Source organism: Micromonospora sp. NPDC049081 (assembly GCF_040648835.1).
Lineage (GTDB): Bacteria > Actinomycetota > Actinomycetes > Mycobacteriales > Micromonosporaceae > Micromonospora > Micromonospora antibiotica.
This window is the reverse complement of the sequence record NZ_JBEZEK010000023.1, coordinates 1-24791: the sequence shown is the minus strand read 5'-3', so window position 1 is coordinate 24791 and position 24791 is coordinate 1. Positions and strand designations below refer to the sequence as shown.

Annotated in this window: 20 protein-coding genes; 10 read left to right on the top strand and 10 right to left on the bottom strand. The window is 72.6% G+C overall.

Annotated features, from left to right (window positions below; genetic code table 11):
- Nucleotides 1-153: 153 nt before the first annotated feature.
- The 3 genes from AB0B63_RS25920 (at nt 154) to AB0B63_RS25910 (ending at nt 3550) form a co-directional block, all read left to right on the top strand.
- Nucleotides 154-1266 (top strand): ricin-type beta-trefoil lectin domain protein, encoded by a 1113-nt coding sequence (locus AB0B63_RS25920; protein WP_208564963.1) that lies wholly within the window; start codon nt 154-156, stop codon nt 1264-1266.
- 103 nt (nt 1267-1369) lie between these two features.
- Complete coding sequence (locus AB0B63_RS25915) at nt 1370-2668, top strand: cellulose binding domain-containing protein (RefSeq protein ID WP_357023196.1); 1299 nt, start codon at nt 1370-1372, stop codon at nt 2666-2668.
- A gap of 150 nt (nt 2669-2818) precedes the next feature.
- Entirely contained in the window at nt 2819-3550 is a 732-nt protein-coding gene (locus AB0B63_RS25910) for a response regulator transcription factor (protein ID WP_357023353.1), read from the top strand.
- Here the strand turns inward: AB0B63_RS25910 and AB0B63_RS25905 are convergent.
- The 4 genes from AB0B63_RS25905 to AB0B63_RS25890 all read right to left on the bottom strand — a co-directional run bounded on the left by AB0B63_RS25905 (nt 3484) and on the right by AB0B63_RS25890 (nt 7831).
- Nucleotides 3484-4392, bottom strand: coding sequence for a polyphosphate polymerase domain-containing protein (locus tag AB0B63_RS25905; protein ID WP_357023192.1), 909 nt, complete (start codon nt 4390-4392; stop codon nt 3484-3486). The genes AB0B63_RS25910 and AB0B63_RS25905 overlap by 67 nt on opposite strands.
- Nucleotides 4389-4982 carry a DUF4956 domain-containing protein gene (locus AB0B63_RS25900; RefSeq protein ID WP_208564961.1) on the bottom strand — a complete coding sequence of 198 codons (594 nt, stop codon included), beginning with the start codon at nt 4980-4982 and terminating at the stop codon, nt 4389-4391. Before AB0B63_RS25900 ends, AB0B63_RS25905 begins: the two co-directional genes overlap by 4 nt.
- A 164-nt stretch (nt 4983-5146) precedes the next feature.
- Entirely contained in the window at nt 5147-6538 is a 1392-nt protein-coding gene (locus AB0B63_RS25895) for a carbohydrate-binding domain-containing protein (RefSeq protein ID WP_357023188.1), read from the bottom strand.
- 312 nt (nt 6539-6850) lie between these two features.
- The gene (locus tag AB0B63_RS25890; protein WP_357023186.1) at nt 6851-7831 is read right to left on the bottom strand and encodes an NAD(P)-dependent alcohol dehydrogenase; all 981 of its coding nucleotides are present in this window, start codon (nt 7829-7831) and stop codon (nt 6851-6853) included.
- A 114-nt stretch (nt 7832-7945) separates the two neighbouring features.
- Here AB0B63_RS25890 and AB0B63_RS25885 point away from each other — a divergent pair, with 114 nt between their 5' ends.
- The gene (locus tag AB0B63_RS25885) at nt 7946-8653 is read left to right on the top strand and encodes a TetR/AcrR family transcriptional regulator C-terminal domain-containing protein (RefSeq protein WP_357023183.1); all 708 of its coding nucleotides are present in this window, start codon (nt 7946-7948) and stop codon (nt 8651-8653) included.
- A gap of 485 nt (nt 8654-9138) precedes the next feature.
- Nucleotides 9139-11781, top strand: coding sequence for a rifamycin-inactivating phosphotransferase (gene rph / locus AB0B63_RS25880; protein WP_357023180.1), 2643 nt, complete (start codon nt 9139-9141; stop codon nt 11779-11781).
- Nucleotides 11782-11868: 87 nt separating this feature from the next.
- On the opposite strand, the gene AB0B63_RS25875 is transcribed toward rph, so the two are convergent.
- The 4 genes from AB0B63_RS25875 to AB0B63_RS25860 all read right to left on the bottom strand — a co-directional run bounded on the left by AB0B63_RS25875 (nt 11869) and on the right by AB0B63_RS25860 (nt 17028).
- The gene (locus AB0B63_RS25875) at nt 11869-12054 is read right to left on the bottom strand and encodes a ferredoxin (RefSeq protein WP_357023178.1); all 186 of its coding nucleotides are present in this window, start codon (nt 12052-12054) and stop codon (nt 11869-11871) included.
- A 40-nt stretch (nt 12055-12094) separates the two neighbouring features.
- Nucleotides 12095-13321 (bottom strand): cytochrome P450, encoded by a 1227-nt coding sequence (locus AB0B63_RS25870; protein ID WP_357023175.1) that lies wholly within the window; start codon nt 13319-13321, stop codon nt 12095-12097.
- A gap of 246 nt (nt 13322-13567) precedes the next feature.
- Complete coding sequence (locus AB0B63_RS25865; protein WP_357023172.1) at nt 13568-14434, bottom strand: hypothetical protein; 867 nt, start codon at nt 14432-14434, stop codon at nt 13568-13570.
- Nucleotides 14435-14508: 74 nt separating this feature from the next.
- Complete coding sequence (locus AB0B63_RS25860; RefSeq protein WP_357023169.1) at nt 14509-17028, bottom strand: S8 family serine peptidase; 2520 nt, start codon at nt 17026-17028, stop codon at nt 14509-14511.
- 130 nt (nt 17029-17158) lie between these two features.
- On the opposite strand from AB0B63_RS25860, the gene AB0B63_RS25855 reads away from it, so the two are divergent.
- Nucleotides 17159-19030, top strand: coding sequence for a sigma-70 family RNA polymerase sigma factor (locus tag AB0B63_RS25855; RefSeq protein ID WP_357023166.1), 1872 nt, complete (start codon nt 17159-17161; stop codon nt 19028-19030).
- Here AB0B63_RS25855 and AB0B63_RS25850 read toward each other — a convergent pair.
- Nucleotides 19027-19620, bottom strand: coding sequence for a TetR/AcrR family transcriptional regulator (locus tag AB0B63_RS25850; RefSeq protein ID WP_219465175.1), 594 nt, complete (start codon nt 19618-19620; stop codon nt 19027-19029). The genes AB0B63_RS25855 and AB0B63_RS25850 overlap by 4 nt on opposite strands.
- A 110-nt stretch (nt 19621-19730) precedes the next feature.
- Between AB0B63_RS25850 and AB0B63_RS25845 the strand changes: the two genes are divergently transcribed.
- Genes AB0B63_RS25845 through AB0B63_RS25835 form a run of 3 tightly spaced genes read left to right on the top strand, consistent with a single transcriptional unit; the run spans nt 19731 to nt 21581 of the window.
- Complete coding sequence (locus AB0B63_RS25845) at nt 19731-20660, top strand: oxidoreductase (protein ID WP_357023161.1); 930 nt, start codon at nt 19731-19733, stop codon at nt 20658-20660.
- Nucleotides 20661-20706: 46 nt separating this feature from the next.
- Nucleotides 20707-21069: a metalloregulator ArsR/SmtB family transcription factor gene (locus tag AB0B63_RS25840; RefSeq protein ID WP_219465173.1), complete on the top strand. Its 363-nt coding sequence runs from the start codon at nt 20707-20709 to the stop codon at nt 21067-21069.
- Nucleotides 21066-21581, top strand: a complete 516-nt coding sequence (locus tag AB0B63_RS25835) for an SRPBCC family protein (RefSeq protein WP_357023158.1) — start codon at nt 21066-21068, stop codon at nt 21579-21581. Before AB0B63_RS25840 ends, AB0B63_RS25835 begins: the two co-directional genes overlap by 4 nt.
- A gap of 53 nt (nt 21582-21634) precedes the next feature.
- Here the strand turns inward: AB0B63_RS25835 and argS are convergent, their stop codons facing one another.
- Nucleotides 21635-23353 carry an arginine--tRNA ligase gene (gene argS, locus AB0B63_RS25830; RefSeq protein WP_357023155.1) on the bottom strand — a complete coding sequence of 573 codons (1719 nt, stop codon included), beginning with the start codon at nt 23351-23353 and terminating at the stop codon, nt 21635-21637.
- A 626-nt stretch (nt 23354-23979) separates the two neighbouring features.
- Here argS and AB0B63_RS25825 point away from each other — a divergent pair.
- Entirely contained in the window at nt 23980-24234 is a 255-nt protein-coding gene (locus tag AB0B63_RS25825) for an SCO4848 family membrane protein (RefSeq protein ID WP_219470445.1), read from the top strand.
- Nucleotides 24235-24791: the final 557 nt, after the last annotated feature.

Genomic DNA, 24791 nt, shown 5'->3' with positions numbered 1-24791 from the left:
CGAGGTGGCGATCGGCGTGTGCCCGGCGGGACCGGCGGCCGGTGGGCTGTCCGGTCCGGCCGCCCCGCGTCACCGACGTGCCGCCCCTCACCACGGTGGCCGTCCGACCGGCCCACGCCCTCGGCCAGCTCCACCGATCCAGGGGAGAAATCCATGCGAACGAGGGCACGATGGCTCGCGGCGCTCGCCGTACTCGGCGTCATGACCGCCGGGGTGGTGACACCGACCGGCCCCGCCCACGCCGAATCCAACGGCGGGGTACGGGTGATGCCGCTCGGCGACTCCATCACCGAAGGCACCCAGGTGCCGGGCGGCTACCGGATCGGGCTCTGGCAGCGCCTGGCCGCCGGCCGCTACACGACCGACTTCACCGGATCGCAGTTCAACGGGCCGGGCAGCCTCGGTGACCACGACCACGAGGGGCACCCCGGCTGGCGCATCGACCAGATCGACGCCAACATCGTCGGCTGGCTGAACAACCAACGGCCGCAGACCGTGCTGCTGCACATCGGCACCAACGACATCCTCCAGAACTACAACGTGGGCACCGCGCCGAACCGGCTCTCCACCCTGATCGACAAGATCACCACCACCGCACCCACCGCCGAGGTGTTCGTCGCGCAGATCATCACGCTCTCCAACGGCAACCAGGCGGCGGCCGCGCGTACCTTCAACGCGGCGATCCCGGGCATCGTGCAGAGCAAGGTGAACGCCGGCAAGCGGGTGCACCTGGTCGACATGCAGAGCGCCCTGTCCACCGCCGACCTGATCGACGGCATCCACCCCACCTCCGGCGGCTACGACAAGATGGCCGCCCGTTGGTACAGCGCCCTGCAGTCGGTGCCCGGCAGCATCGGCAACCCGGGCAACAGCGGCGGACAGACCACCACGATCGTCGGCACCCCCTCGGGCCGGTGCGTCGACGTGCCCGGTTCCGCCACCACCAACGGGCTCCAGCTGCAGCTCTGGGACTGCCACGGCGGCACCAACCAGCAGTGGACGTACACCTCCGGCCGGGCGTTGACCGTGCTCGGCACCAAGTGCCTGGACGCCGCCGGCTACGGCACCACCCCGGGCACCCTGGTCACCACGTACGACTGCCACGGCGGCACCAACCAGCAGTGGAACCTCAACGCCAACGGCACCATCACCGGCGTGCAGTCCGGCCTCTGCCTCGACGCCAACGGCGGGGCCACCGCCAACGGCACGAAGCTCGTCCTGTGGACCTGCAACGGCCAGGCCAACCAGCAGTGGAGCCGGCGGTAGTCCGCAGCCCCGTCAACCGAAGGAGAGGCCTGAAGTGACGCTACCGACAGATCGACCCCCGACCCCACCCCCGGCCGGCCGCCGGACCTCCGTACCCCGGTTCGTGAGCTGGCTCTCGGCCGGCCTCGTGGTGCTCCTCGGCCTCGTGGCGACCGCGAGCATGCCGCACGCCGCGGTGGCGGCGGCGGACAACCCCTACCAGCGTGGCCCGGACCCGACCCCGGCCAGTGTGGCCGCCACCCGGGGGCCGTTCGCCACCACGCAGGCGACCGTGCCGGCGGGCAACGGCTTCAACGGCGGGTTCGTCTACTACCCGACCGACACCAGCCTGGGCACCTGGGGCGCGGTGGCGATCGTGCCCGGGTACTCCGCCCTGTTCGCCAACGAGGAAGCCTGGATGGGCCCCTGGCTGGCGTCCTTCGGTTTCGTGGTGCTCGGGATCGAGACCAACAGCCGTACCGACGGTGCTGACGCCCGGGCCACCCAGCTGCTCGCGGGGCTGGACTACCTCACCCGGACCAGCCCGGTGCGCAGCCGGGTGGACCCCAACCGGCTCAGCGTGATGGGCCACTCCGCGGGCGGGGCCGGCACCCTGCTGGCGGCGCTGCGGCGGCCGTCGCTGCGGACCGCGGTCGGCCTCGCCCCGGGTACGCCCGGCAACAACCTGAACATGTCGACCACCCAGGTCCCCACCCTGCTCCTGTCGGGGCAGAACGACGGCACCGTCACCCCGTCCTACGTGCAGGGCATCTACAACACGCTGCCTGCCGGGGTGGAGCACGCCTGGGCGGAGCTGGCCGGCAACGACCACCTGTCGTTCACCCGGTCGAACCCGACCGAGATGCGGCTGCTGATCCCCTGGCTCAAGATCTTCCTGGACTACGACACCCGCTACACGCAGTTCCTCTGCCCGCTGGCGAACAGCACCGGCGTCTCCCGGTACAGCTCCACCTGCCCCCTGGTGCCGCCGGGCGGGCCGACGATCCCGCCCACCCCGCCGACGACCCCGCCGCCCACCACGCCTCCGCCCACCACCCCACCGCCGACCACCCCACCGCCCACCACGCCTCCGCCGACCACCCCGCCGCCGACGACCCCGCCGCCCGGCACCGCCTGCACCGCGACGTACCGCACGATCGGCTCGTGGTCGGGCGGCTTCCAGGCTGAGGTCACGGTGACCGCCGGCAGCGCCGCCGTCGACGGCTGGACCGCCCGTTGGCAGTTGGGCAGTGGACAGGGCATCAGCCAGGTCTGGAACGGCACGCTGAGCACCAGCGGCTCGACCGCGACCGTCCGCAACGTCTCCTACAACGGCGCGCTGGCCCCCGGCACCTCGACGACCTTCGGCTTCCTCGGCACCGGCACGCCGACCAGCCCGTCGCCGACCTGCACCAGCCCCTGAGGGCGTCGGCCGCCCACCCGTCGGCACGACGGGTGGGCGGCCCCGGTGCGCCACGGGTGGTACGACCGGCAGGTTGCCCACAGCTGATCCACAGCCGACTGCGAGGCCACTCCCCACCATGTCCCGTACGAACAGTGGGTGATCTCCCCGATGCCCAGGGTGCTCGTCGTGGACGACGACCCCCATCTCCGGACGCTGCTCTCGGCGACACTGGGAAGGCACGACTTCGAGGTCCGGGTGGCCTCCGGCGGCCGGGAGGCGCTGGTCGTGGCGGCGGACTTCGAACCGCACCTGGTGGTGCTCGACGTGGTGCTGCCGGATCTCGACGGTCTCCAGGTCGCACGGAGCCTGCGTGCGGGTCCCGGTCCGGGAGTGCCGGTGCTGTTCCTCACCGCCCGTGACGAGGTGGCCGACCGCATCGCCGGGCTCACCGCCGGGGCCGACGACTACGTCACCAAGCCGTTCAGCCTGGAGGAGCTGGTGCTGCGGGTGCGGGCGGTGCTGCGCCGCTACCGGGCGGATCAGGGCACCCAGGACGGCGGGTTGCTGCGGTACGCCGACCTGGAGCTGGACGAGCAGGCCCACGAGGTACGCCGGGGCGGGCACCCGGTGCCGCTGTCGCCCACCGAGTTCAACCTGCTGCGGTTCCTGCTCGCCAACGCGGGCCGGGTGGTCAGCAAGGCGCAGATCCTCGACGGGGTGTGGAACTACCGTTTCGGTGGCGACGGCCGGATCGTCGAGTCGTACGTCTACTGCCTGCGGCGGAAGATCGACCGCTGGGACCCGCCCCTGATCCATACCGTCCGGGGTGTCGGTTACGCGTTACGGCTGCCCCCGCAGGCGCAGGAGGGGGCGGGGTCTGTCGCGGGGCCGCCCCGGTGAGACGTCTCCTGTCGCGCACCCGGATCCCCGTGGAGGGTGGGGTGGAAGTGCCGACGTAGGGTGCGCCGCCAACGCCCGGCGGGCAGGTCGGGGTCGAGGGCGGCCAGCCCGGTCGCGTACTTGGAGATGGCCACCGGGCGGTGACCCTGCCGCCAGAGCAGCCGATCGACGTGGGAGGCGGTGGAGCCGGTCTTCGTCTCGATGATGGCCAGTTCGGGTAGCGCCAACCGACGGCCCCGGTGGTCCGCCCAGCGCAACGCGACGTCGATGGTCGCCCGGCTCGCGGTCGCCGGTAGATAGAGCGTGCTGCGCAGGTAGCTGGTGGTGAGGGTCGGCGCGAAGGTCAGGGTGGGGCCGGTGCGCAGCGCCGCGAGCACCCCGTCGACGAACGACCGCCCGGGGGTGAGGGTGCCGCTGTCGTCGGGACGGTAGGGCAGCCGTTCCTTGACCGTGCCGCCCCGGGTGCCCTCCGTCTTCACCTCCAGCCAGCAGAGGCCGGAGTCGAGGTACGTCCTCGTCCTGATCTTGAAGCGGCGGCGGCGTCGGCGGGCGGTGAGCCGGAAGCTGACCAGGTCGGCGGTGTCGAAGTAGATCGACTCGTAGCGGAACGCGCGCCTGCCGTCGATCTCCAGCACCTGGTCGGTGTGGTCGAGCCCGGCGAGCAGGTGCGGCAGCTCGGCGAGCGGGAGGAGGTACTTGCGGTCGAACCGGGTCTGTAGCGCGGCGCGTTCGGTCAGTTCCGCGAGCCCGATCGGCGTGAGCGGGGCCAGCGCACCGGTGAGCGGGGTCAGCGCCGCGGTGGGCGGGATCAGGGCCGCGGTGGGCGGGTCGGGGGCGGTCACCGGGCGGCGCCCGCGTCGACCGGCCGCCGCCCGCCGGTGGCGGTGACCCTGGGCCGCGAGTAGCGGACGTCCACGACGGTGGTGTCGTTGACCAGGTCGACGCGCTCGACGTTGACGTTGTGCACCCGGGCGCCGAGCAGCTGCTCCAGGTGTGCGGTGAGGGCGACCGAGTCGGTGACCGCGCTGTCCAGCACGATGACGTGCCGCCGGTACCGGCGCAGCAGTCGGGGGTGGTCCCCGACGAACATCACGGCGAGGATCAGCGCCGTCAACGCGCCGACCGTCAGGACCGAGGTGCCGGAGAGCGGGCCGAGGATGCCGAGCGCGAGCGCCGAGAAGTAGTACGCCACCTCGTGCTGGTCGAGTTCCGTGGAGCGGAGCCGGATGATCGACAGGACGCCGAAGAGCCCCAGCCCGAGCCCGGCGCCGACGGTGCTGCTGCTCAGTGAGCTGGCCACGGCGAACACGCCGACGTTGACGCCGAGGTAGGCGACCACCAGGTCCCGTCGTCGGTGGCGCGGGAAGTACAGCGCGAAGACGAGCAGGACCACGGCGACCAGGTCCACTCCGGCCAGGACCAAGCGCGACATATTTGCTCCTTGGGGTGTCCGCCGGCCGTTTGCCGTGTGCGGCGTCCGGCGGTGGGGCATCGGATCTGGCGGTGGTGCACCGGCGGGCCGGTGGCGCGGTTCGGGCCCGGGCGGACCGGTTGCGCGGTTCGGGCCCGGGCGGGCCCGAACCGCAGGGCCCGGACTCAGAACCGCCCGTACCGGCCGGCGGTGACGCCGGTCAGCACCCGGGTGGCGCCGGTGATGCTGCCGCCGGTGTAGAGACCGCCGACGTTGGTGCCGGTCACGCTGCCGCCGGTGTAGATGTCGTACCGCTGGCCGTTGGTGATCCGGTTGGACGAGAAGACGACCTCCCGGACGGTGGCCGAGGTCCGGTACGAACCCAGCACCGTGCTGCCGGACACCACGTGCACGATGGTGTTGGCGGCCAGGTTGGCGTTGAACCGGGGGGCCACCCAGCCCTGGCCGGTGTTCGGCACCGCCTGGAACACGGCCAGCGAGGTCAGCGCCGCGCCCACCACCGTGCCGCCGGTGAAGGCGATCGGGCCGTCGGCGTCGATCGCGCCCTCGCCGCCGCCCCGGGTGCTGGAGCCCCGGGCCACCACGGTGCCACCGGCGAAGGTGAGCGACCCGTTGGAGTCGAAGCCGTCCGTGCCGCCGGTGGCCACCACCGTGCCGCCGGTGACCTTGATGAACGCGATCGCGGACGGCTCCATGTGGCCGAGGCCCTCCTCGGCGGCGTTGACCGCGTCGTCGCTGGCCACGACGGTGATGTTGCCGCCGCTGATGGTGGTCCGGAGCCCTTCCAACGCTTCGTAGGACCGGGTGACGTTGATGGTGCCGCCGGAGATGTTCAGGACGTTCTCGCCCTTGATGGCGTCGTCGGCGACCGAGGCGGTGATGGTGCCGTTGGTGATGGTGAGCACGCCCTTGCCGGCCTCGGTGTCGTTGGACTTGAGCCCGTCGCCGCCGGACGAGGTGACGGCGATCGTGCCGCCGTTGACGGTGAGGGAGTCCTTGCCCCGGATCGCGTCGTCCACCGCGTTGACGGTGATGGTGCCGGACTGGATGACCAGGTCGTCCTTGCTGACGATGCCGTCGGCGTGGTTGGCGCGCACGGTCAGCGCGCCGGTACCGCCGATGGTCAGGTCGGCGGCGCTGAACAGGGCGGCGTCCGGCTCCCCGGTGTTGGTGTACGTGGCCGCGTCGGTGAGGTTGTTGCTGGTGCCCGCGGCCAGGGTGACGGTGACCGCGCTGGCGTTGGTCACGTACAGCGGTGAGGAGGTGGAGTTGGTGATGGAGGCCCCGGCGAGGACGAGTTCCACGGTGCCGGTGACGGCGGTGTCGACCGCGATGTGGCCGTTGTTCAGCGTGCCCCTGATCTCGTAGGTGCCCGGCGCGGTGATGGTGACGGCGCTGCCGGCGACGGTGACGTTGCTGCCGGTGACGTTCGCGCTGGAGCCGTTGAGGGTGATCGTGGCGGTCGCGGCGGCGACGGCGGCGACGGCGAGCGGGCCGGCCAGCAGGGTGGCGGTGAGTCCGGCCAGGACGGCGGTACGACGTGCGGTGGCTGTCATGGGGGTCCTGTTCCTCGGGGCGGGCGGGGTGGGGTGCGTCGGTCCCGGGCGCGGTGCGGACGCCTCGAAGGCCGGCCGTCGGTAGGGTGAACGGCGGATGAACGAGGCATTGCATCGACGATGGTAAATGAGATTCGTCGCTCGCTGACAGTGCTGGAGCAGGAAATCGAAGCGCTTTCACCATTGCCAGCTGACTGACAGGTGATATTGACGCAACTCTGAGCCGGGCACGCTTGACCGGGGAATCGGGAGCCTGCCCGGCCGTGGAGTCGGCGTCGTCGCGGATGTCGGGGCCGGCGGATTGCGGGCCGGTCAGATGGTGATGACCACCTTCGCCCTGGCGTGTTCGCCTTCGAGATAGCCGATGGCGTGGGGCACCTCGGGCAACGGATAGGTCCGGTCGATGACCGGTGTGAGGTGACCGGCCTCGGCGTGGGCGCGGAGCGTGTCGAGGTGCTCCCGGCCGGGGGTCGCCGTCAGGACGACGACGCGCTGCCGGACGAGGGGGGCCAGCAGCCGCCCCCGCGCGATGAGCCGGACCGGCCCGAGGAGGCTGCCGCCCCGGTACACACCGCCGCCGGAGAGCACCAGCGTCCCGGTCGGGGTCAGTGCCCGCCGCAGCGCGGTGAGGCTGCGGTTGCCGACCAGGTCGAACACCACGTCGTGGCGGTCCCCGTGGGTGAAGTCCTCGCGGGTGTAGTCGACGACGTGGTCGACGCCGAGCGAGTGGACCAGGTCGACGTTGCGGGTGCTGCACACCCCGGTCACCGTCGCGCCGAGCACCCTGGCGAGCTGCACGGCCAGGGTGCCGACACCACCGGAGGCGCCGTTGACGAGCACGCGCTGGCCGGGCGCGACCCGGGCCGCGTCACGCAGCCCCTGGAGCGCGGTCACCCCGGCCAGTGGCAGGGCTGCCGCCTGCGGCGCGGTCAGGTTGGCCGGCTTCGGTGCGACCAGGGCGGCGGGGGCGCACACGTACTCGGCGAACGCGCCGTTGGCGTCCCCGAGGTCGCCGAACACGCTGTCGCCGGGGCGCAGGTGACGCACGTCGACGCCGACGGCCTCGACCCGACCGGCGAAGTCGCGACCCCGGATGCGGGCCCGGGGCCGCGTCAGGCCCAGCGCCAACCGCGCCATCCGGGGATCGCCGCGCATCACGTGCCAGTCGTACGCGTTGAGCGCGGCGGCCTCGACCCGCACGAGCACCTCGTCGGCGGTGGGCACCGGCACGTCGACGTCCGCGAGGGTCAACGTCTCGGGTGGCCCGTACCGGTCCTGCACGATCGCTTTCATCTCGTCCTCCTCGGAGTGTACGCCGTACACCAGATGGCGACCACGGTAGGTGTACGGCGTACACCTGTCAATGCCGGTTAAGGTTTCCCTCGCCGACCGAGGACAGGGACCGAGATGGCCGAGCAGGCTGAGACGCTGCGCCGGACGCCGCTGAGCAGGGACCGCATCCTGCGCGCCGCCGTCGCGCTGGCCGACGGGGCCGGAATCGAGTCGCTCAGCATGCGCAACCTCGCGCAGGAACTGGGCGTCGTGCCGATGGCCCTCTACAAGCACGTGGCCAACAAGGACGAACTCCTCGACGGCATGATCGACGTGGTGGTCGGCGAGATCGAGCCGCTGACGACGGGTGTCGGCTGGCAGCCCGCCATCCGCCGACGTGTCCTGTCGGCCCGGCAGGTGCTGCGCCGGCACCCCTGGGCGTCGCTCGCCATCGAGTCGCGCACCATGGCGACGCCGGCCGTCCTCGGCTACCTCGACTCGATGATCGGGGCGCTACGCGCCGGTGGCCTCTCCACCGACCTCACCCACCACGTCATGCACGCCATGGGCAGCCGCATCCTGGGCTTCAGCCAGGAGTTGTTCGACGCGTCCCGGCAGGCCGGCCGGACCGGACCGGCCGCCCCGACGCCCCCCGCGTCCCTGCCGCCGGAGGTCGCGGCGCGGTTCCCGCACGTCGCCGAGATCGCCGAGGCGGCCTCGCACGACGACGGGTCCGTCGTGGGGCAGGGCTGCGACGACCAGTTCGAGTTCGAGTTCGCGCTGGACCTGCTGCTGGACGGCATCGAACGGCTGCGCGCACAAGGCTGGACGTCGGCGCGCTGATCAGCTGAGGTCGGCCCGCCGCTCACCGGCGTGTCACGCCGCACCGCACCCCGGACCGCCCCGACGCCGATCGGCCACCGTCCCGGCCCCGACGCCCCGACACCGGTCGGCGACCGTCCCGACCGCCCCGACACCGGTCGGCGACCGTCCCCGACCGGGGCCCTGACGCCGACCGTCCCGGCCCCGATATCGACAGGCGGCCTGGTGAAAGCGTTTTCGCCGGGCGCGTTCGCCATTTCGACGCGCGCACCATTTCTTGCTCTCCCAACATATAGCGGACGGGGGGACTTGCCGCAAGACCCGGGTCACCCCGCAGAATCGTCAGCCGTGGTCGCCACCTGCGGAAATGCATCACGACGGTGCGCCGGCGACCTGTCACCAGCGGAAGGCGAAACGATGTCCACGTACCCGATGACATATTCGAGGCCGCTGAACCACCCGGCCGCCGTCATGCGGCGACGCTCGACCGTCCCGGAGTTCGCCCGATGACCGGTCGGTACGTCCGGGGGCTGCGTGAGGTCGACCCGACGCAGCGGAACCTGGTCGGCGGCAAGGGCGCCCACCTCGGTGGACTGACCCGGCTCGACGGGGTCCGGGTGCCGGCGGGCTTCTGCGTGACGACGGACGCCTTCCGGCGGGTCACCGCGCTGGCGTCGGGACTCGACGGGCAACTCGATCGACTGGCCCGGCTGGCACCCACCGAACGGGCGGCGATCGGCACCCTCAGCGCGCAGATCCGCCGCACCATCGAGAACGTCACCGTCCCCGACGACGTCGCGACGGAGATCACCCGTGCCCTCGATGCGCTCGGTGGGCACGGCGGGTACGCCGTCCGGTCCAGCGCGACGGCGGAGGACCTGCCGACCGCCTCCTTCGCGGGGCAGCAGGACAGCTTCCTCAACGTGGTCGGCCCGACGGCGGTCCTGCGGCAGATCAGCCGGTGCTGGGGCTCGCTGTTCACCGCGCGGGCCGTCACCTACCGCCAGCGCAACGGCATCGACCACCACCGGGTCGCGATGGCGGTGGTCGTCCAGCGGATGGTCCCCGCCGGGGCGGCGGGCGTCCTGTTCACCGCCGATCCCGTCACCGGCAACCGGCGGGTCTCCTTCGTGGAGGCCGGGTTCGGCCTCGGCGAGGCCCTGGTCTCCGGGCTGGTCGACGCGGACGTCTTCCGGGTCCGCGACGACCGTGTCGTCGCCCGGACGATCGCCGCCAAACGCCACGCCGTGCGGACCACGCCGACCGGCGGGACCCGGGTGGTGGCGGTCGACCCGCAGCGGCAGGACCAGCCGGCGCTGACCGACCCGCAGGTCGTCCGGCTGGTGCGGCTGGGCCGGCGGATCGAGGCGCACTTCGGTCAGCCGCAGGACATCGAGTGGTGCCTGGTCGACGACGACTTCCAGATCGTCCAGACCCGACCGGTCACCACGCTGTTCCCGGTCCCGGTGGCCGACGACACCGACAACCACGTCTACGTGTCCGTGGGCCACCAGCAGATGATGACCGACCCGATGAAGCCCCTCGGGTTCTCGATGTACCAGCTGATCGCCGCCCGGCCCATGTACGAGGCCGCCGGCCGGTTGTTCGCCGACGTGACGCCCGAGCTGGCGTCGCCGACCGGCCGCACCGGCCTGCTGGCGGCCCTGGGCAGGTCCGACCCGCTGATCGGGGACGCGTTGCGCACCGTCGTGGAGCGCGGTGACTTCGTCCGGGAGGTGCCGGACGAGAAGCCCGCCGGGCCGCCACCCGGGCCGGCGGCACCGCCCGTCGAGACCGATCCCGCACTGGTCACCGAGCTGATCACCCGGATCGACGACGCCAACGCCGCCCTGCTCCGCGAGATCCGGACGAAGTCCGGGCCGGCGCTGCTCGACTTCATCCGGACCGACTTCCCCCGGCTGACCCGGATGATGATCGATCCGAGGAGCATCCCGGTCATCATGGCCGGGATGGAGGCGGTCTGGTGGCTCAACGAGCACCTCCAGGAGTGGCTCGGTGAGCGCAACGCCGCCGACCCGCTCACCCAGTCCGTCCCGCACAACGTCACCTCCGAGATGGGGCTGGCCCTGCTGGACGTCGCCGACGCGATCCGGCCGTACCCGGAGGTCGTGGCCTTCCTGAGCCGGGTGGCGGACGACGGCGGGCCCGGCCGGGAGTGCGACGCCCCCGGCGGGCCGGACGACCTGCTGGCCGGGCTGGACCAGCTCGCCGGTGGCCGGGAGGCCCGGGTGGCCATCGGGTCCTGGCTCGACCGGTACGGCATGCGCGGGGTCGGCGAGATCGACATCACCCGGCCCCGCTGGCGGGAACGTCCCGCCATGCTGGTGCCGCTGATCCTGGGCAACATCAGGAACTTCGCACCGGGGGCCGGCGGGCGGCACTTCGAGCAGGGCCTGCGCACGGCGCGGGACAAGGAGCGGGAGGTGCTGGAGCGGCTGCGGGCCCTGCCCGACGGCGGCGCGGACAAGGCCGAGCGGACCAAACGGATGATCGACCGGGCCCGGACGTTCGTCGGCTACCGGGAGTACCCGAAGTACGGCATGGTCACCCGCACCTTCGCGTACAAGCAGGCGTTGCTGGCCGAGGCCGACCGCCTGGTGGCCGAGGATGTGCTGCGGGACCGGGAGGACATCTGGTACCTCACGTTCCCCGAACTCGACGAGGTCGTCCGTACCCGCCGGGTCGACGACGGGCTCATCCGCCGACGGGCGGCGGAGCACCTGTCGTACCGGGCGCTCACCCCGCCCCGGGTGCTCACCTCGGAGGGCGAGATCGTCGCCGGGACGTACCAGCGGGACGACGTGCCGGTCGGCGCGCTGGTCGGCCTGGCGGTCTCCGCCGGGACCGTCGAGGGTCGGGCGCGCGTGGTGCGGGACGTGGCACGGGCCGATCTCGAACCGGGGGACATCCTCGTCACGCCGTACACCGATCCCAGTTGGACGCCGCTGTTCGTCACCGTCGCCGGGCTGGTCACCGAGGTCGGTGGCCTGATGACCCACGGCGCGGTGATCGCCCGGGAGTACGGCCTGCCGGCCGTCGTCGGGGTGGTGGACGCCACCCGGCTGATCCCGGACGGGCAGCGGATCCGCGTGCACGGCACCGACGGGTACGTCGAACTTCTCCCGTGAGCGGCCGCCGGTCGGGTGCCCGGGTCACGGGGCCGGGCACCCGACCAGCGCGGCGCGGATGGGGATGACGGACGCTCACCGGTGCCGTCAGCCGACCCGGATCGCACCCGCCGGGCAGAGGTCGACGGCCCGTTGGACGCGGTCGCGCGACGCGGCCCCCGGGGCGGGGTCGCGTAGCAGTACCAGGCCGTCGGTGTCGTCCTGGTCGAAGACCTCCGGGGCGGTCAGGACGCAGTTGCCCGCCCCGCAGCACCGCTCCCGGTCGACGACCACCCGGGGTGTCGCCTCCCGCCCAGCTGTCGTGGTGCGGGCGTCACCAGGTCACCGGGAGAGCGTCCAGGCCGAACACGACCGAGTTGTCCCGGGTGGTCAACTCCTGTGGGTCCGCCGCCACCCTCAGGTCGGGGAAGCGGCGGGCCAACTCCACCAGCGCGACGCGCAGTTCGGCTCGGGCGAGGGGCTGACCGATGCACTGGTGCATCCCGAACCCGAAGGCCAGGTGCTGGTGGGCCTGCCGGTACGGGTCGAACCCGTCGGGGTCGTCGAAGACCTCCGGGTCCCGGTTGGCCAGGGAGAGCAGGGCGATGACGCCCTCGCCGGCCCGGATCAGCCGGTCGCCGATCTCGACGTCCTCGGTGGCCACCCGGAACAGCCCGGTCCGGACGATGCTGAGGTAGCGCAGCAGCTCGTCCACCATGCCCGGGGCGAGGTCGGGGCGGTCGCGCAGGAGCGCGTACCGCCCGGGGTGGCGGGTCAGCAGCAGGACGCTCAGGCCGAGCATGTTGGCGGTGGTCTCGTGGCCGGCGATGAGCAGCAGCAGGGCCATCCCGCCGAGTTCGTCGACGCCGAGTTCACCCGGCTCGACGCGTTCCCGGATCAGCCGGCTGAGCAGGTCGTCGGCGTCGTCGGGCCGGGCCCGCTTGGCGTCGATCAGCGACCGGAGGTATTCCCGCAGCTCCTGGGCGGCGTGCTGGAGCTGGTCCATCGGCACCTGGCGGTTGAGCAGCAGCCGGCTGCGGGACTGGAAGAAGTCGTGGTCGGCGTAGGGGACGCCGAGCAGGTGACAGATCACCTTGGACGGCAGCGGCAGGGCGAACGTCGACACGAAGTCGGCCGGTGGGCCGGCGGCGGCCAGGTCGGCCAGGGCCTCGGAGACGGTCTGGTGGATCAGCGGTTCGATCCGGCGGACATTCCTGATCATGAACTCTGCGGTGAGCATCCGGCGCAGCCGCAGGTGCGCCTCGCCGTCCATCCGGATGAAGGCCCCCTGGGAATCCGCCGTCACCTCGGGAGGCAACGGGCGGAGCAGGGGAAAGCCGGGGCGTTGCAGATCGGAGCTGAACGCCGGGTGGCGCAGCAGCTGCCGCACCTCGGGATGCCGGGTGACCAGCCAGGCGGTGGCTCCGGTGGGCAGCTGCACCCGGGTCACCGCCTGATCGGCGAGGCGCAGCCTTTCGGCGTCGTCGAGCAGGGCGAACGGGCTGCGGGCCGGGTTGACCGGCGGCCAGTGGGGCAGGTCGGTCTGCGTGGTCTGTGTCATGTGGAACACTCCTGCCATGACGTTGAGTAGTCGCACCGATTCGTGACGTTACTCATCGGCGAAGGTCGACACAACCCTGCGCCGCGACCCCCGCCCGTTCCTCACCCCGCCCGTTTCCCGCGCCCGACGGCACGAGGAACCGGGGGGACCCCGGCCCCGACGGCGGGCGGCCCCACGGTCCGCGCCGGAGAATCGGCGCGGGACCGCAGGGCCGCAGGGGTGGCCGTCGAGTCGACGACCGGTGACTCAGGTCGCGCAGACGGCGTACGCGCGCACCTTCCAGTTGCCGCTGAAACCGTTCTCGTCCTCGGCGGCGCGTACCGTGGCGGTGGTCGACGAGGTGGGCCGCATCTCGGTCAGCCGCACCTGGCCCTCGCCACCGACGATCTCGCCGCCGACCCCGTGCAGGCGCGTGCCGGCCGGGCAGGTGGCGGTGACCGCACGGCTGGCCGTGGAGTTGTCGGCGCTGTCCACGATCACCCGCTGCTCACCGGGGAGCGGGTTGACGCAGATCACCGACGCGTCCACCGACCAGTTGCCCGCGAAGGCGTTGCCGGCCTCGACCCCCGCCACCGTCACGCTGCTCTGGTTGATCCGCAGATCCTCCAGGAGCACGTCACTCGCCCCCGAGCCGAGGGCCAGGGCCGCACCACCGCCGCCGATGGCCCGCTTGCCCACCGGGCAGAACAACTCCAGGAACTTCGGGTTGACCGAGTTGGACGCGGAGTGGCCGGTCACCACCTCCAGCCCCGACGGCGCCGGGGCGCAGATCGCACTCGCGGTGACCGACCAGTTCCCGGCGACACCGTTCGGGTCCTCCCGGCCGGTCACCGAGTAGAGCCCGGAATTGGCCAACGGCTGCATGATGTCCATGCCCACCTGGCCGAGACCCGACCCGGTGATCGCGCCACCCCCACCGATGACCGTGGTGCCGGTCGGGCATACCGCGCTCTGCGACTTGGCGACGCTGTTGCTCGGCCCGACCGTCGTGCGGATCAGCAGGCCGGGCACCGCCGCCACCGGCCCGCTGAGCGCGACCTGACCGAGCACCACCGCGCTCAGCAGGGCACCACCCAGGGCGACCGTCCGTCGCGTCCACTCTTGGCTGCGCATGATGTTCTCTCCTCGTGTCGTGCGGTCCCGGAACCGGTCGGCCCCGGGCGGAGTTCGGATGGGGAAACGGACCGTCAGGGGGTGACCCGCCGGATCCGGACCGGCACGGAGTCCGTGCCGACCAGACCCGACGCGTCGAAGACCTCCAGCCACACCGACCAGGTGGTGGTGTCCGTCCCGCTGGTCAGCTGGGCCAGCGCCGCCGTGAAGGAAGCACAGTTCTTCGGCGTGCCCTTGTCGTCGACCGGTTCGCCGGTGGGCACCCCGCCGCCCTGGCACAGCACCTGCTTGACGCCGCCGTCGCCGTACGCCGTCCACCGGAACCGGGTCCCGGCGACCACGCCGTCCTCGACGTCGAACCCGGTCCCGACGAACGCGACCGACTTCGGCCCGGACTCGATCGTGGTCAGCTCCAGGGCCGGCGTCGGCAGGGTGATCGTGGCGACCGGCCGGGACTGCCCGGCCGGTGCCGAGGTGACCGCGAAGGCCCGCTGCACGCTCGCCCCACCCGCCGCGAACGTCACGGTGTACGCCCCCGGCGTGACCGCGTTCGCCGGCAGCAGGGCCTGGTGACCGGCCTTCTCCAGGACCACCGTGTTGCCGCGCCGGACCGTCCAGGACACCTCCGCGTCGGGGAGCTGCCCGAAGAGGTCCGGATCGTTCGAGGTGCCGAGCAGTCCGACCGACTGCCCCGCCGTGAGGGTCAGCCCCGCCGGCGGCGAGATGATCCCCACCGTCGTCGGGCTGTCCACCACCGTGACGGTCACCGACGCCGAGCCGGTACGCCCCAGACTGTCGGTGGCGCTGGCGGTGATGACGTGGCTGCCGGCCGAGAGCGACGGCACGAACGTCTGCGACCCGGTGGCCAGCTCACCGTCGAGGCTGCTGGTCCAGGTGAGCGGGATCTCCTTGCCCAGGAAGTCGGTGGCGGTGCCCCACAGGTCCACCGACTGGTTCACCCCGACCTTCTGCTTGGTCTTCGGGGTGCTGATGGTCACCGTGGGCTTGCCGACGGTCACGCCCAGCGCCTCGGCGACGGCGGCCAGCGCGTCGACCCGGCGCTGGCTGCCGGTCACCTTGTCGCCCAGCCCGCCGACGTGGGCGGTGTCGTTGAGGATCTCGCGGACCTGCTCGGAGGTGAGCGTCGGGTCGGCGGCCATCACCAGGGCGGCGACCCCGCCCACGAACGGCGAGGCGACACTGGTGCCGCAGGTGCTCTTCGTGGTGTTGACCGCGGGCGTACCCGGATCGGTCAGGCCCGTCACACACATCGGACCGTAGATCTCCACCGACGTGGTGAGGTCCTTGGTGCCCCAGTTCGACCCGCCGGACACCGTCGCGTTCGTGTTCATCCCGCCCACGCACATGACGTGCGTGCTCTCGCAGGGCACCCAGAGGGTGTCGCCGTCGACGTTCGTGCCGTTGTTGCCGGCGGCGGCGACGATCAGCGCCCCGGTGTCCCGGACGTGCTTCATCCGCCGGTCGGTCCAGGTGCGCGCGTGGCTGACGCCGAGGTTCACGTCCCGGGTGAAGCTGAGGTTGACCACGTCCGGGTGGGTCGACTCGGCGGCCTTCTCCAGCCGGCGCAGGACCGTCCAGTAGTCGATGCCGTTGCGGACGGCGACCAGTTCCTGCACCACCGGCCCGGCCGGACCGGCGGTGCCGTAGTCGTTGTCGACCCGGCCCATCCCGGCGAGGACCACGCTGGAGGCGTGCCACGGGCAGGGCGTGCCGCCGGTGCAGTCGTTGGTGTTGCTCTCGCCCCATTCCGCCTTGTGCAGCGAGACCTTGCTGGGGAAGTCGGAGTTGAACTGGAAGCCGCCGTCCTGCACCAGGTACTTCACCTGCTTGGTCAGCCGACCCTTGCTCTCCAGCAGCTGCCAGGCCGGCGCCACCCCGATGTCCATCGCGCCACCGGCCCGCATGAACGGCCAGTCGAAGACGTTCTTGCCGATGTCCGGGGCCTCGAACACCTGGCCGTCGGTGATGCCGGACGGCTCCACCAGCCAGTCGAGGACCAGCTCGGTGCCCGTACGCCACTCGGCGGCGGCCAGCGCGAGCAGCCGCAACGCGCGCTCGTCGCCGACCCGGTACCCGCCGGACTGGCGTGGCTCGGCGGCGAGCAGGTCGGCGACCAGCCCCGCCGGGTCGGCCCGGTTGGCGTCCACCCGGACCAGGTGGTCCTGCCCCTGCTCGTCGGGGGCGAACGAGTCGAGCACCTGACCACCCCAGCGGGCCAGGAAGGCGTCCAGTTCGGACTGGCCGGCGACCCGCACCATCACCTCGTCGAGCACCAGGCCGGCGGGCTTCCCGTCCGGCCCGGCCACCACACCGACCTCCCGGTCGGTGCCGACCCGACCGACGGTGTCGAGTGACAGCCGGGGCGCGGTCAGGCCCGGGTCGACCCGGAAGGCCAGCGGTTCGACACCGGCGGCCCCGGGCACCCCGGTCGGGCCACCCGGGACGGTGGCGGCGGTGGCGTCCACCGAGGTGGCCGCGACGAGTCCGGCGGCGAGCGTCGCGACCACTACGGTGGCCAGGTACCGGCGTCGGCCGGTGCCCGGTCGGCGGGTCGAGGAACGTGTCGTTGTCATGGGGTGTCTCCCGGTGTCGGCGCTGCGATGACACCCGTGGGAGTGCCGGGGGGTCGGCATGCCAACAGAAAGTTCCCGGGAAATTTTTTCTTCGCTCTACTGGACCGGTGGACGAGTGGTGGGGGCACGGATGGATGTGACGGCGCTGGACGACCGGGCGCTGGTCGACGCGCTGCGACGGGGTGACCGGGTCGGCCTGGAGGGCATCTACCGGCGGTACGCCGACCGGCTCTACACGTACGCCCGGGTGATGCTGCGCGAGCCGGAGGCCGCCGCGGACGCCGTCCACGACGCGTTCCTCCTCGCCGGTCAGCGCATCGACCAGCTGCGTGACCCGGACCGGCTGCGGTCCTGGCTGTACGCGATCGTGCGGACGGAGTGCCTGCGGCAGTTGCGGGAGCGGTCCCGCTCCGCGCCGCTGGCGGAGGCGACCGAGCCGGTCGCCGACACCGCCGATCCGGCCGCCGCCGTCAACGCCGACCAGGTACGCGACCTGGTGCACCTGGCGGTCGCCGCGCTCAACCCCGGTGACCGTGAGGTGGTGCACCTGGCGATCCGTCACGACCTGTCCTCCGCCGACATCGGCGCGGCGCTCGGGGTGCCCGCCAACCATGCGCACGCCCGGTTGTCCCGGGCCCGGTCCCAGCTCGAACGGGCACTGGGTGCGCTGCTCGTCGCCCGGGGCGGGGCGCGGGACTGCCCGGCCCTGGCCGACGTGCTCGACGACTGGCAGGGCCGGCTCACCCCGACCCTGCGCAAGCGGGTCGCCCGGCACATCGACGACTGCGCCCGGTGCGGGCTGCTCCGGCGCGAGCAGTGCAATCCGGCGGCGCTGCTGACCGCGTACACGGCACCGGGTTTTCTGGTGGTCGCCGACTCGGTCTGGCCGCGACTCGCCGACGTGGATCCCGCCACCGGCCAGGTCGCCGGCCCCGGCCCCGGCCCCGCCGGCGACGACCCTGCCGACGGGGGCTCCGCCGATGCGGGTCCGACCGACGGGGGCTCCGCCGATGCGGGTCCGACCGACGGGGGCTCCGCCGACGGGGGTCCGACCGATGGGGGTGCCGTCGACGCCGCCGCCCCGGGAGAGGTCCCCGACCCGGCCGGTCCGGTCGGGGCGTCCGACGGCCGGCCCGAGACGCCTCCGTCGTCCGAGACCGCTGCGTCGCCGGGGGACTCCGTCGTCGTGGGGGACGCCCCGGATGCCGCCGCTGGCGGACGGGTCGTCCACGCGGTGCCGGTCGCCGCGCCCGTGGCGGTGGTGACCTCGGATGACGCGGCGGCTGCGGGCACCACCGCCGGCCCGCAGCGGCCGGTCGCGGTCACCACCGGCCCGCCGGCCCGCCGGCGCAACCGGCGGCGGCTCGCCGGTCTGCTGCTGTTGTTGCTGCTCCTCGGGGCCGGGACCTGGGCGTTGTCACCCGGCGGGCCGGCCGCCGAGCAGGCGGCGGTGACCTCCGGCGAGCTGTCCGGTGGCACGTCGTCGACCGCCCCGACGGGCGGCGGTTCCCCGCAGCGGGGTGCGTCGCCGTCGGGTCCGGTCGGTGCCGGTGTGCCGGCCACGGCGGTCCCGCCGCCGGTCGTCGCTTCGCCGTCGGCCGGAGCCGGGCAGCCGACCGCCGTCGTGCCGCCTGCGGGTACGCCGCCGGTCCCCGCCCCGACCGGAAAACCGGCCGTGCCCCACCCGCCGGCCGCGCTGCCGCTGGCCGTGCCCTTCACGGTGACGGCGAACGCGCACGTGCGCTGCGGCGCGGCCACCTGGAGCCTGGTCGTCCGGGCCACCGGCAGTGCCACGCTCGGGACGGCCCGGGTGCGGTGGACACCTGCGGGCGGCCGGGCGGCGAGCCGGGCGATGACCGTGGACGGGTCGTCCGCCCAGGTGACGGTGAGTGTGCTCGGTGCCTCGGCGGTGACCTGGTCGGTGCGGGTGACCGGCACCGACGGCCGTACGGCGGACAGCCCGTCGACCACGACCGCCGACCCGTGCGTCCGGCCCGGTTAGTCGGCCTGCCGTGACCCCTCGCCGGGGTCGGGTGCGCGGACCCCGGCGAGCAGCACGGTCAGGTACAGCTCGTCGCGGTGCCGGGGCGTGCCGGCGATCCGGGCGGCGAACGCGGTACCGCAGACCAGGTGTTGCAGATCGTCCAGCGTGAGGCCGGGGCGTAGCCGGCCGGCCCGGGTCGCCTGCTCCAGCACGGTCGCGGCCAGGTCGCCCAACTCCGCGCGACCGGCTGTGGTCTGCGTGGTGGCGTCCTGTTCAGCGGGGGTCGCGAGCACCTCGGCGAGGGCCGGATCGTCAAGTTGACTGCGCAGGAAGGCCCGTAGCAGCAGCTCCACGCCGGCCCACGGGTCGTCCTCGCGGGTTGCCGCCCGTGCCTGGTCGAGCAGCGCGGCGAAGGCGTCGGCGGCGAGCGCCTCCAGCAGCGCCCGTCGGGTCGGGAAGTGCCGGTAGACCGTGCCGACGCCGACTGCGGCCCGCCGGGCGATCTCGTTGAGCGGCAACGACAGGTCACCTTCCGCCACCACGGCACGGGCGGTGGTGAGCACCCGTTCCCGGTTGCGGGCGGCGTCCGCACGCAGTGTCGTCGTCACCGCGCCAGCCTAACCCGACGGATGGACCATCCGATCGGATTGACAATCCGTTTACCTCCGGGTTCAATCGGATAGGTAATCCACTTCATTCCTCCACCGGAAGGCACCCCATGGACAGCGCACCCGGTTGGACCGTCGCCGATCTCACCGACCAGTCCGGCCGGACGTTCGTGGTCACCGGCGCCAGCAGCGGGCTCGGCGTGGCGATCACCCGCCACCTGGCCGCCCGCGGGGGCCGGGTGGTGATGGCCGTCCGGGACACCGCCAAGGGTGCCCGGGTCCGGGCCGGGATCCTGCGCGACCACCCCCGGGCCGATCTCGTCGTGCGTCGACTGGACCTGCTCGACCTGGACTCGGTCCGCGCCTTCACCGAGGACCTCGGGAGTGCGGTCGACGTGGTGGACGCGCTGGTCAACAACGCCGGCATCGGCACCGTTCCCCGACGGCTGAGCCCACAGGGGGTGGAGAGCCAGTTCGCCACCAACCACCTCGGCCACTTCGCCCTCACCGGGCGGCTGCTGCCCGTGTTGACCGCCGGCCGGACGCCGGTCGTGGTCACCGTCTCCTCGGGTCTCTACCGGCTCGGTCGACTCGACCTGACCGACCTGGCCGCCGAGCGCCGCTACTCCCCCGGCGGGGCGTACGCCACATCGAAGCTGGCCAACGTGCTGTTCGGGCTGGAACTCGACCGACGGCTGCGGACCGCCGGCTCACCGGTGCGCAGTCTGCTCACCCACCCCGGGATGACCAGGACCGACCTCTCCCGGGACCTGCCCTCCCTCGCCCGGCGGGTGGAGACCGTCGTCATGGGGCCGCTGCGCCGCCCTCTCGACGAGGCTGCGGCACCGATGCTCTTCGCGGCCACCGTGCCGACCGCGCCCACCGGCCGGCACATCGGCCCCGGCCGGCTGTTGCGCCGCGCGGAGCCCACCTTCGCGCCGCTGCGCGGTACCGCCACCGACCGGCAGCTCGCGGCCGACCTCTGGGCCCGCTCCGAAGAGCTCACCGGGGTACGCCCACTGCCGGCCCCGCTGCGCTGACGGGGGCACCCCGGGAAACCCGTAACCGATGGGTTACGCTTTCCGGGTGGACGAGGTGGCGGCGGCGATATCCGATCCGATCCGCCGCAGCATCCTTGAGCTGCTGCGCGACGGTGACCTCCCGGCCGGGGAGATCGCCGACCGGTTCCCGGTGAGCAGACCGGCCGTTAGCCGCCACCTGCGGGTGCTGCGGGACAGCGGCCTGGTCCACAGCGAGCTGGTGGGTCGGCAGCGGCGCTACCGGCTCGACACCGACCGGCTCACCGAGCTGGTCGACTGGCTCGCCCGGTTGCGTCGTCCGCGCGGTTGGGCGCAGCACCTCGATGCGCTGGAGACAGAGGTCCACCGCACCCGCCGTGAGCGGCGCACCCGCGACACGGCACCCCGAGCAGTAGGAGAGACCGCATGACCGGCATCCCCACCGGGCAGTTGTTCCGCACCCTCACCGGCACCGACCTGGTGCTGGTGCGCACCTTCCGCGCCCCGATCGAGGACGTCTGGGCGAGCGTCACCGAACCCGACCGCACCGCCCGCTGGTTCGGGCGGTGGGAGGGCGACGCCGGCCCCGGCCGCACGATCCGGTTGCAGATGGCCTTCGAGGACGGCACCCCCTGGACGGCGCTGCGGATCGAGGCGTGCGAGGCGCCCCGGCACCTGGCCGTGTCGTCGGCCGACGAGTCGGGCGGCTGGCGGATCGAGCTGGCGCTCACCGAGACGGCCGGCACCACCCAACTGCGGTTCACCCACCACCTCGACAGCGAGGAGCACGTCGGCGAGATCGGCCCCGGCTGGGAGTTCTACCTCGATCTCCTGGTGGCCGCAGGCCCGGACGCCCCGGCGGACGCCCCGAAGACCGACTTCGGTGACTACTACCCGGCGATGAAGCCCTACTTCGAGCAACTGCGCACCGGGGCCAGCTGACGACCCGGGCCGCGCCACCCGGCCCGGCCCGGGTCGACCACGGGCCGATCGGCTCACATCCGCTCGACGGTACGGATGCCGAGCAGGTAGAGCCCCTGCCGCAGGGTGCGGCCGGTCAGGTCGGTCAGCAGCAACCGGCTGGCCCGCAGGTCCCCGTCTGCCCGCAGCACCGGGCAGCGCTCGTAGAACGCGCTGAACCGGGTCGCCAACCGGTGCAGGTAGCCGGCGAGCTGGTGGAACTCCATCGTCCGGGCCACCTCGTGGACGACAGTGGCGAACCCGAGCAGCTCGAACGCCAGCGCCCGCTCGGCCGGCGCGGTGAGCACGACCCGGGCGTCCGGGTCGACAGCGGTGCCGGCCCGCCGCGACACCGACCTGGTCCGGGCGTACGCGTACTGCAGGTAGGGGGCGGTGTTGCCGTCGAGTGCCAGCATCCGCTCCCAGTCCAGCACGTAGTCGCGGGTGCGGTCGGTGACCAGGTCGGCGTACTTGACCGCGCCGATACCGACGGCCCGGCCGATCTCGGCCGCGTGCGCCTCGTCCAGCGCGGGGTTCTTGGTCCGGGCCAGCGCGGTCGCCCGGGTCACCGCCTCCGTCAGCAGGTCGACCAGCTTCACCGACTCCCCGGTCCGACTGCGCAGCATCCGCCCGTCCGGACCGAGGACCGAGCCGAAGCCGAGGTGCTCGGCGCGGGTTGGCGGGCGCAACCAGCCGGCCTGCCCGGCCACCGCGAACACCATCGCGAAGTGCTGCCGCTGCGGCAGGCCGACCACGTAGAGCAGCCGGGTCGCGCCCAGCTCGCCGGTACGCAGCCGCAGCGCGGCCAGGTCGGTCGCCGGATAGCCGTACCCACCGTCGCCCTTGCGCACGATCAACGGCAGCGGTGCGCCGTCCCGCCCGGTGAACCCCGGTGGGAAGGCGCAGGTCGCCCCGGCGCTGTCGGTGAGCAGCCCGAGCCGGTCGAGGTCGCCCACCACCGCACCGAGCCGGTCGTCGTACGCGCTCTCGCCCCGGAAGTCGCCTTCGGTCAGGGTGACGTCGAGCAGTTGGTACACGGTCAGGAAGTACCGCTGGGACTGCTCGACCAGCAGCCGCCACAGCCGCCGCGTCTCCGGATCGCCACCCTGCAACGCGACCACCCGCTGCCGCGCCCGGTCCCGGAAGGCCGGGTCGGCGTCGAACTTCGACCGGGCCGCCCGGTAGAACCCGTCGAGGTCGCCGATGGACAGCTCCTGTGCCGCCTCCGCCTCACCGAGGTCCACCAGATGCGCGATCAGCATCCCGAACGGGGTGCCCCAGTCGCCGATGTGATTGACCCGCACGACCCGGTGCCCGAGCCAGCCCAGTAGCCGGACCGCCGCGTCGCCGATGACCGTGGAGCGCAGGTGCCCGACGTGCATCTCCTTCGCCACGTTGGGCCCCGAGTAGTCGACCACGACGGTCTCCGGTGCGGCCGTCACCGGCACCCCGAGCCGGTCATCGGCGGCCAGCGCGGCGACCATGCCGGCCAGCGCGCCGTCGTCGATCGTCAGGTTGACGAAGCCCGGACCGGAGACCTCCGCCGTCGCGCAGACGTCGTCGAGGACCGCACGGTCCAGCACCGCCTGGGCGATCTCGCGCGGCGGCCGGCCGAGCCGTCGGGCCAGCGCCAACGCCGCGTCGGACTGGAAGTCCGCGCGCGGCGAGCGCCGTACCACGGGGTCGACCGGGCCGTCGGCCACGGCGGTGAACGCCGGCGTCAGCCGGTCGGTGAGCAGCCTTTCAAGATCCATGGGTATGCCGTTCTGCTCGGATCCGTCAACGCGGATCTCCGGGACGGGAGAGTCTGCGGACGGACCGAGGACAGCGGCGGTGACCGGCGGCTCGATCCGCCGGTCGCAGGGAATGGGTCAGCGCGGGCGGGCGACGGATCGCCGGCGTCGCTCCGCACCGACCTGGACGTCGTACGACGTTCCGGGGTGCCGGGCGGGCGCGCTGGTCATGCCGCAACGGTAGCGGGCTGCCCGGCGGCGGGTACACCCGGTTCTCGACTGCCCGCCGGCGGCGACGCCGGCCCGCTCGACCCGTTCGGCCTGGCCGGCCTCAGCAGGCGTGGCTGGCCTGGTCGGCGCTGGCTGGGCTCGGCGGGCGTGGCTGGCCTGGTAGACGTGGCTGGCTTGGTTGGCCCGGCGGGCGTGGTTGGCCTGGCCCGCCCCGGTCGGCGCTGGCTGGGCTCGGCGGGCTTGACTGGCCTGGTAGACGTGGCTGGCTCGGTCTGGCTCGGCCGATGGGAATGGCGGAAACGAAGCGACTGTCCGCGTCGGTGCCGACGGCGTACCTGCCGGGCACGCGGCCGTCGGGGGTGCGCATCCGTGCTCGCCCCGGGTGGGGACCGGGAGCACTGGAATACTCGGTGACCATGGTGTTGTCGCGGGGTTGGTCGCTGTTCCTGATCGGGGTCGGGGTGTGGACCTGGGCGATCTGGCCGAGGTTCGGGCTGGCCATCTGGAACGACGCGCGGGCCTGGGCCGGTGGGACGGTCGGCGGCGGCGCACCGACCGGCTTCTTCTGGATCCACCTGCTCCTGATCGCCGCCGCACTGGTCATCGGGACCACGGTGGGGGTGCTCGGCATCCGGGGTTGGCGGGCAGCGCGCCGGGCTTCACGGCGATGACCTGCGGATTTGACGATCAAACCCGAAACCGCGTAACTTTCTCTCTGCCAGCGCGGAACGGGCAAACGGGACGAAAGCCCCAGGAGTCAGGTTCCAGGTTTGGCACCGGGTCGTCGAGGGCATCAGCCCACTACGACACGGACCGGGTGGGGCTCACCGAAACGCCGCAGGGCGGATTTGGACGGGCGGAACCGACCGGGTAGTGTTGTCGATCGGCAGAGCACCGGGCGAGCCTACGGGAGACCGTAGCGGCCGGTTCTGCCAAATCCGATGATCAAGCACAGCGCTGGTCGCTGTGTGCACTCAGCGGAGCAAGGCCGTACAAAGCGTGACACACCGGAATACACCGGTTGACACGGGGCAGACGGTGAGGTAACGTAGTAAAAGTGCCCAGCGCGGAAGCGCCGGTCACGGTGAACGAGATACCCCAGGTCGGGGGTCCTGTTGGTCGGGGCTTTCGGGTGGTGTGTGGTTGTTCTTTGAGAACTCAACAGGGTGCTTGATAAGCCAGTGCCAATTATGATTTATACCCCGCACTGGGCAGACTTTCGGGTTTG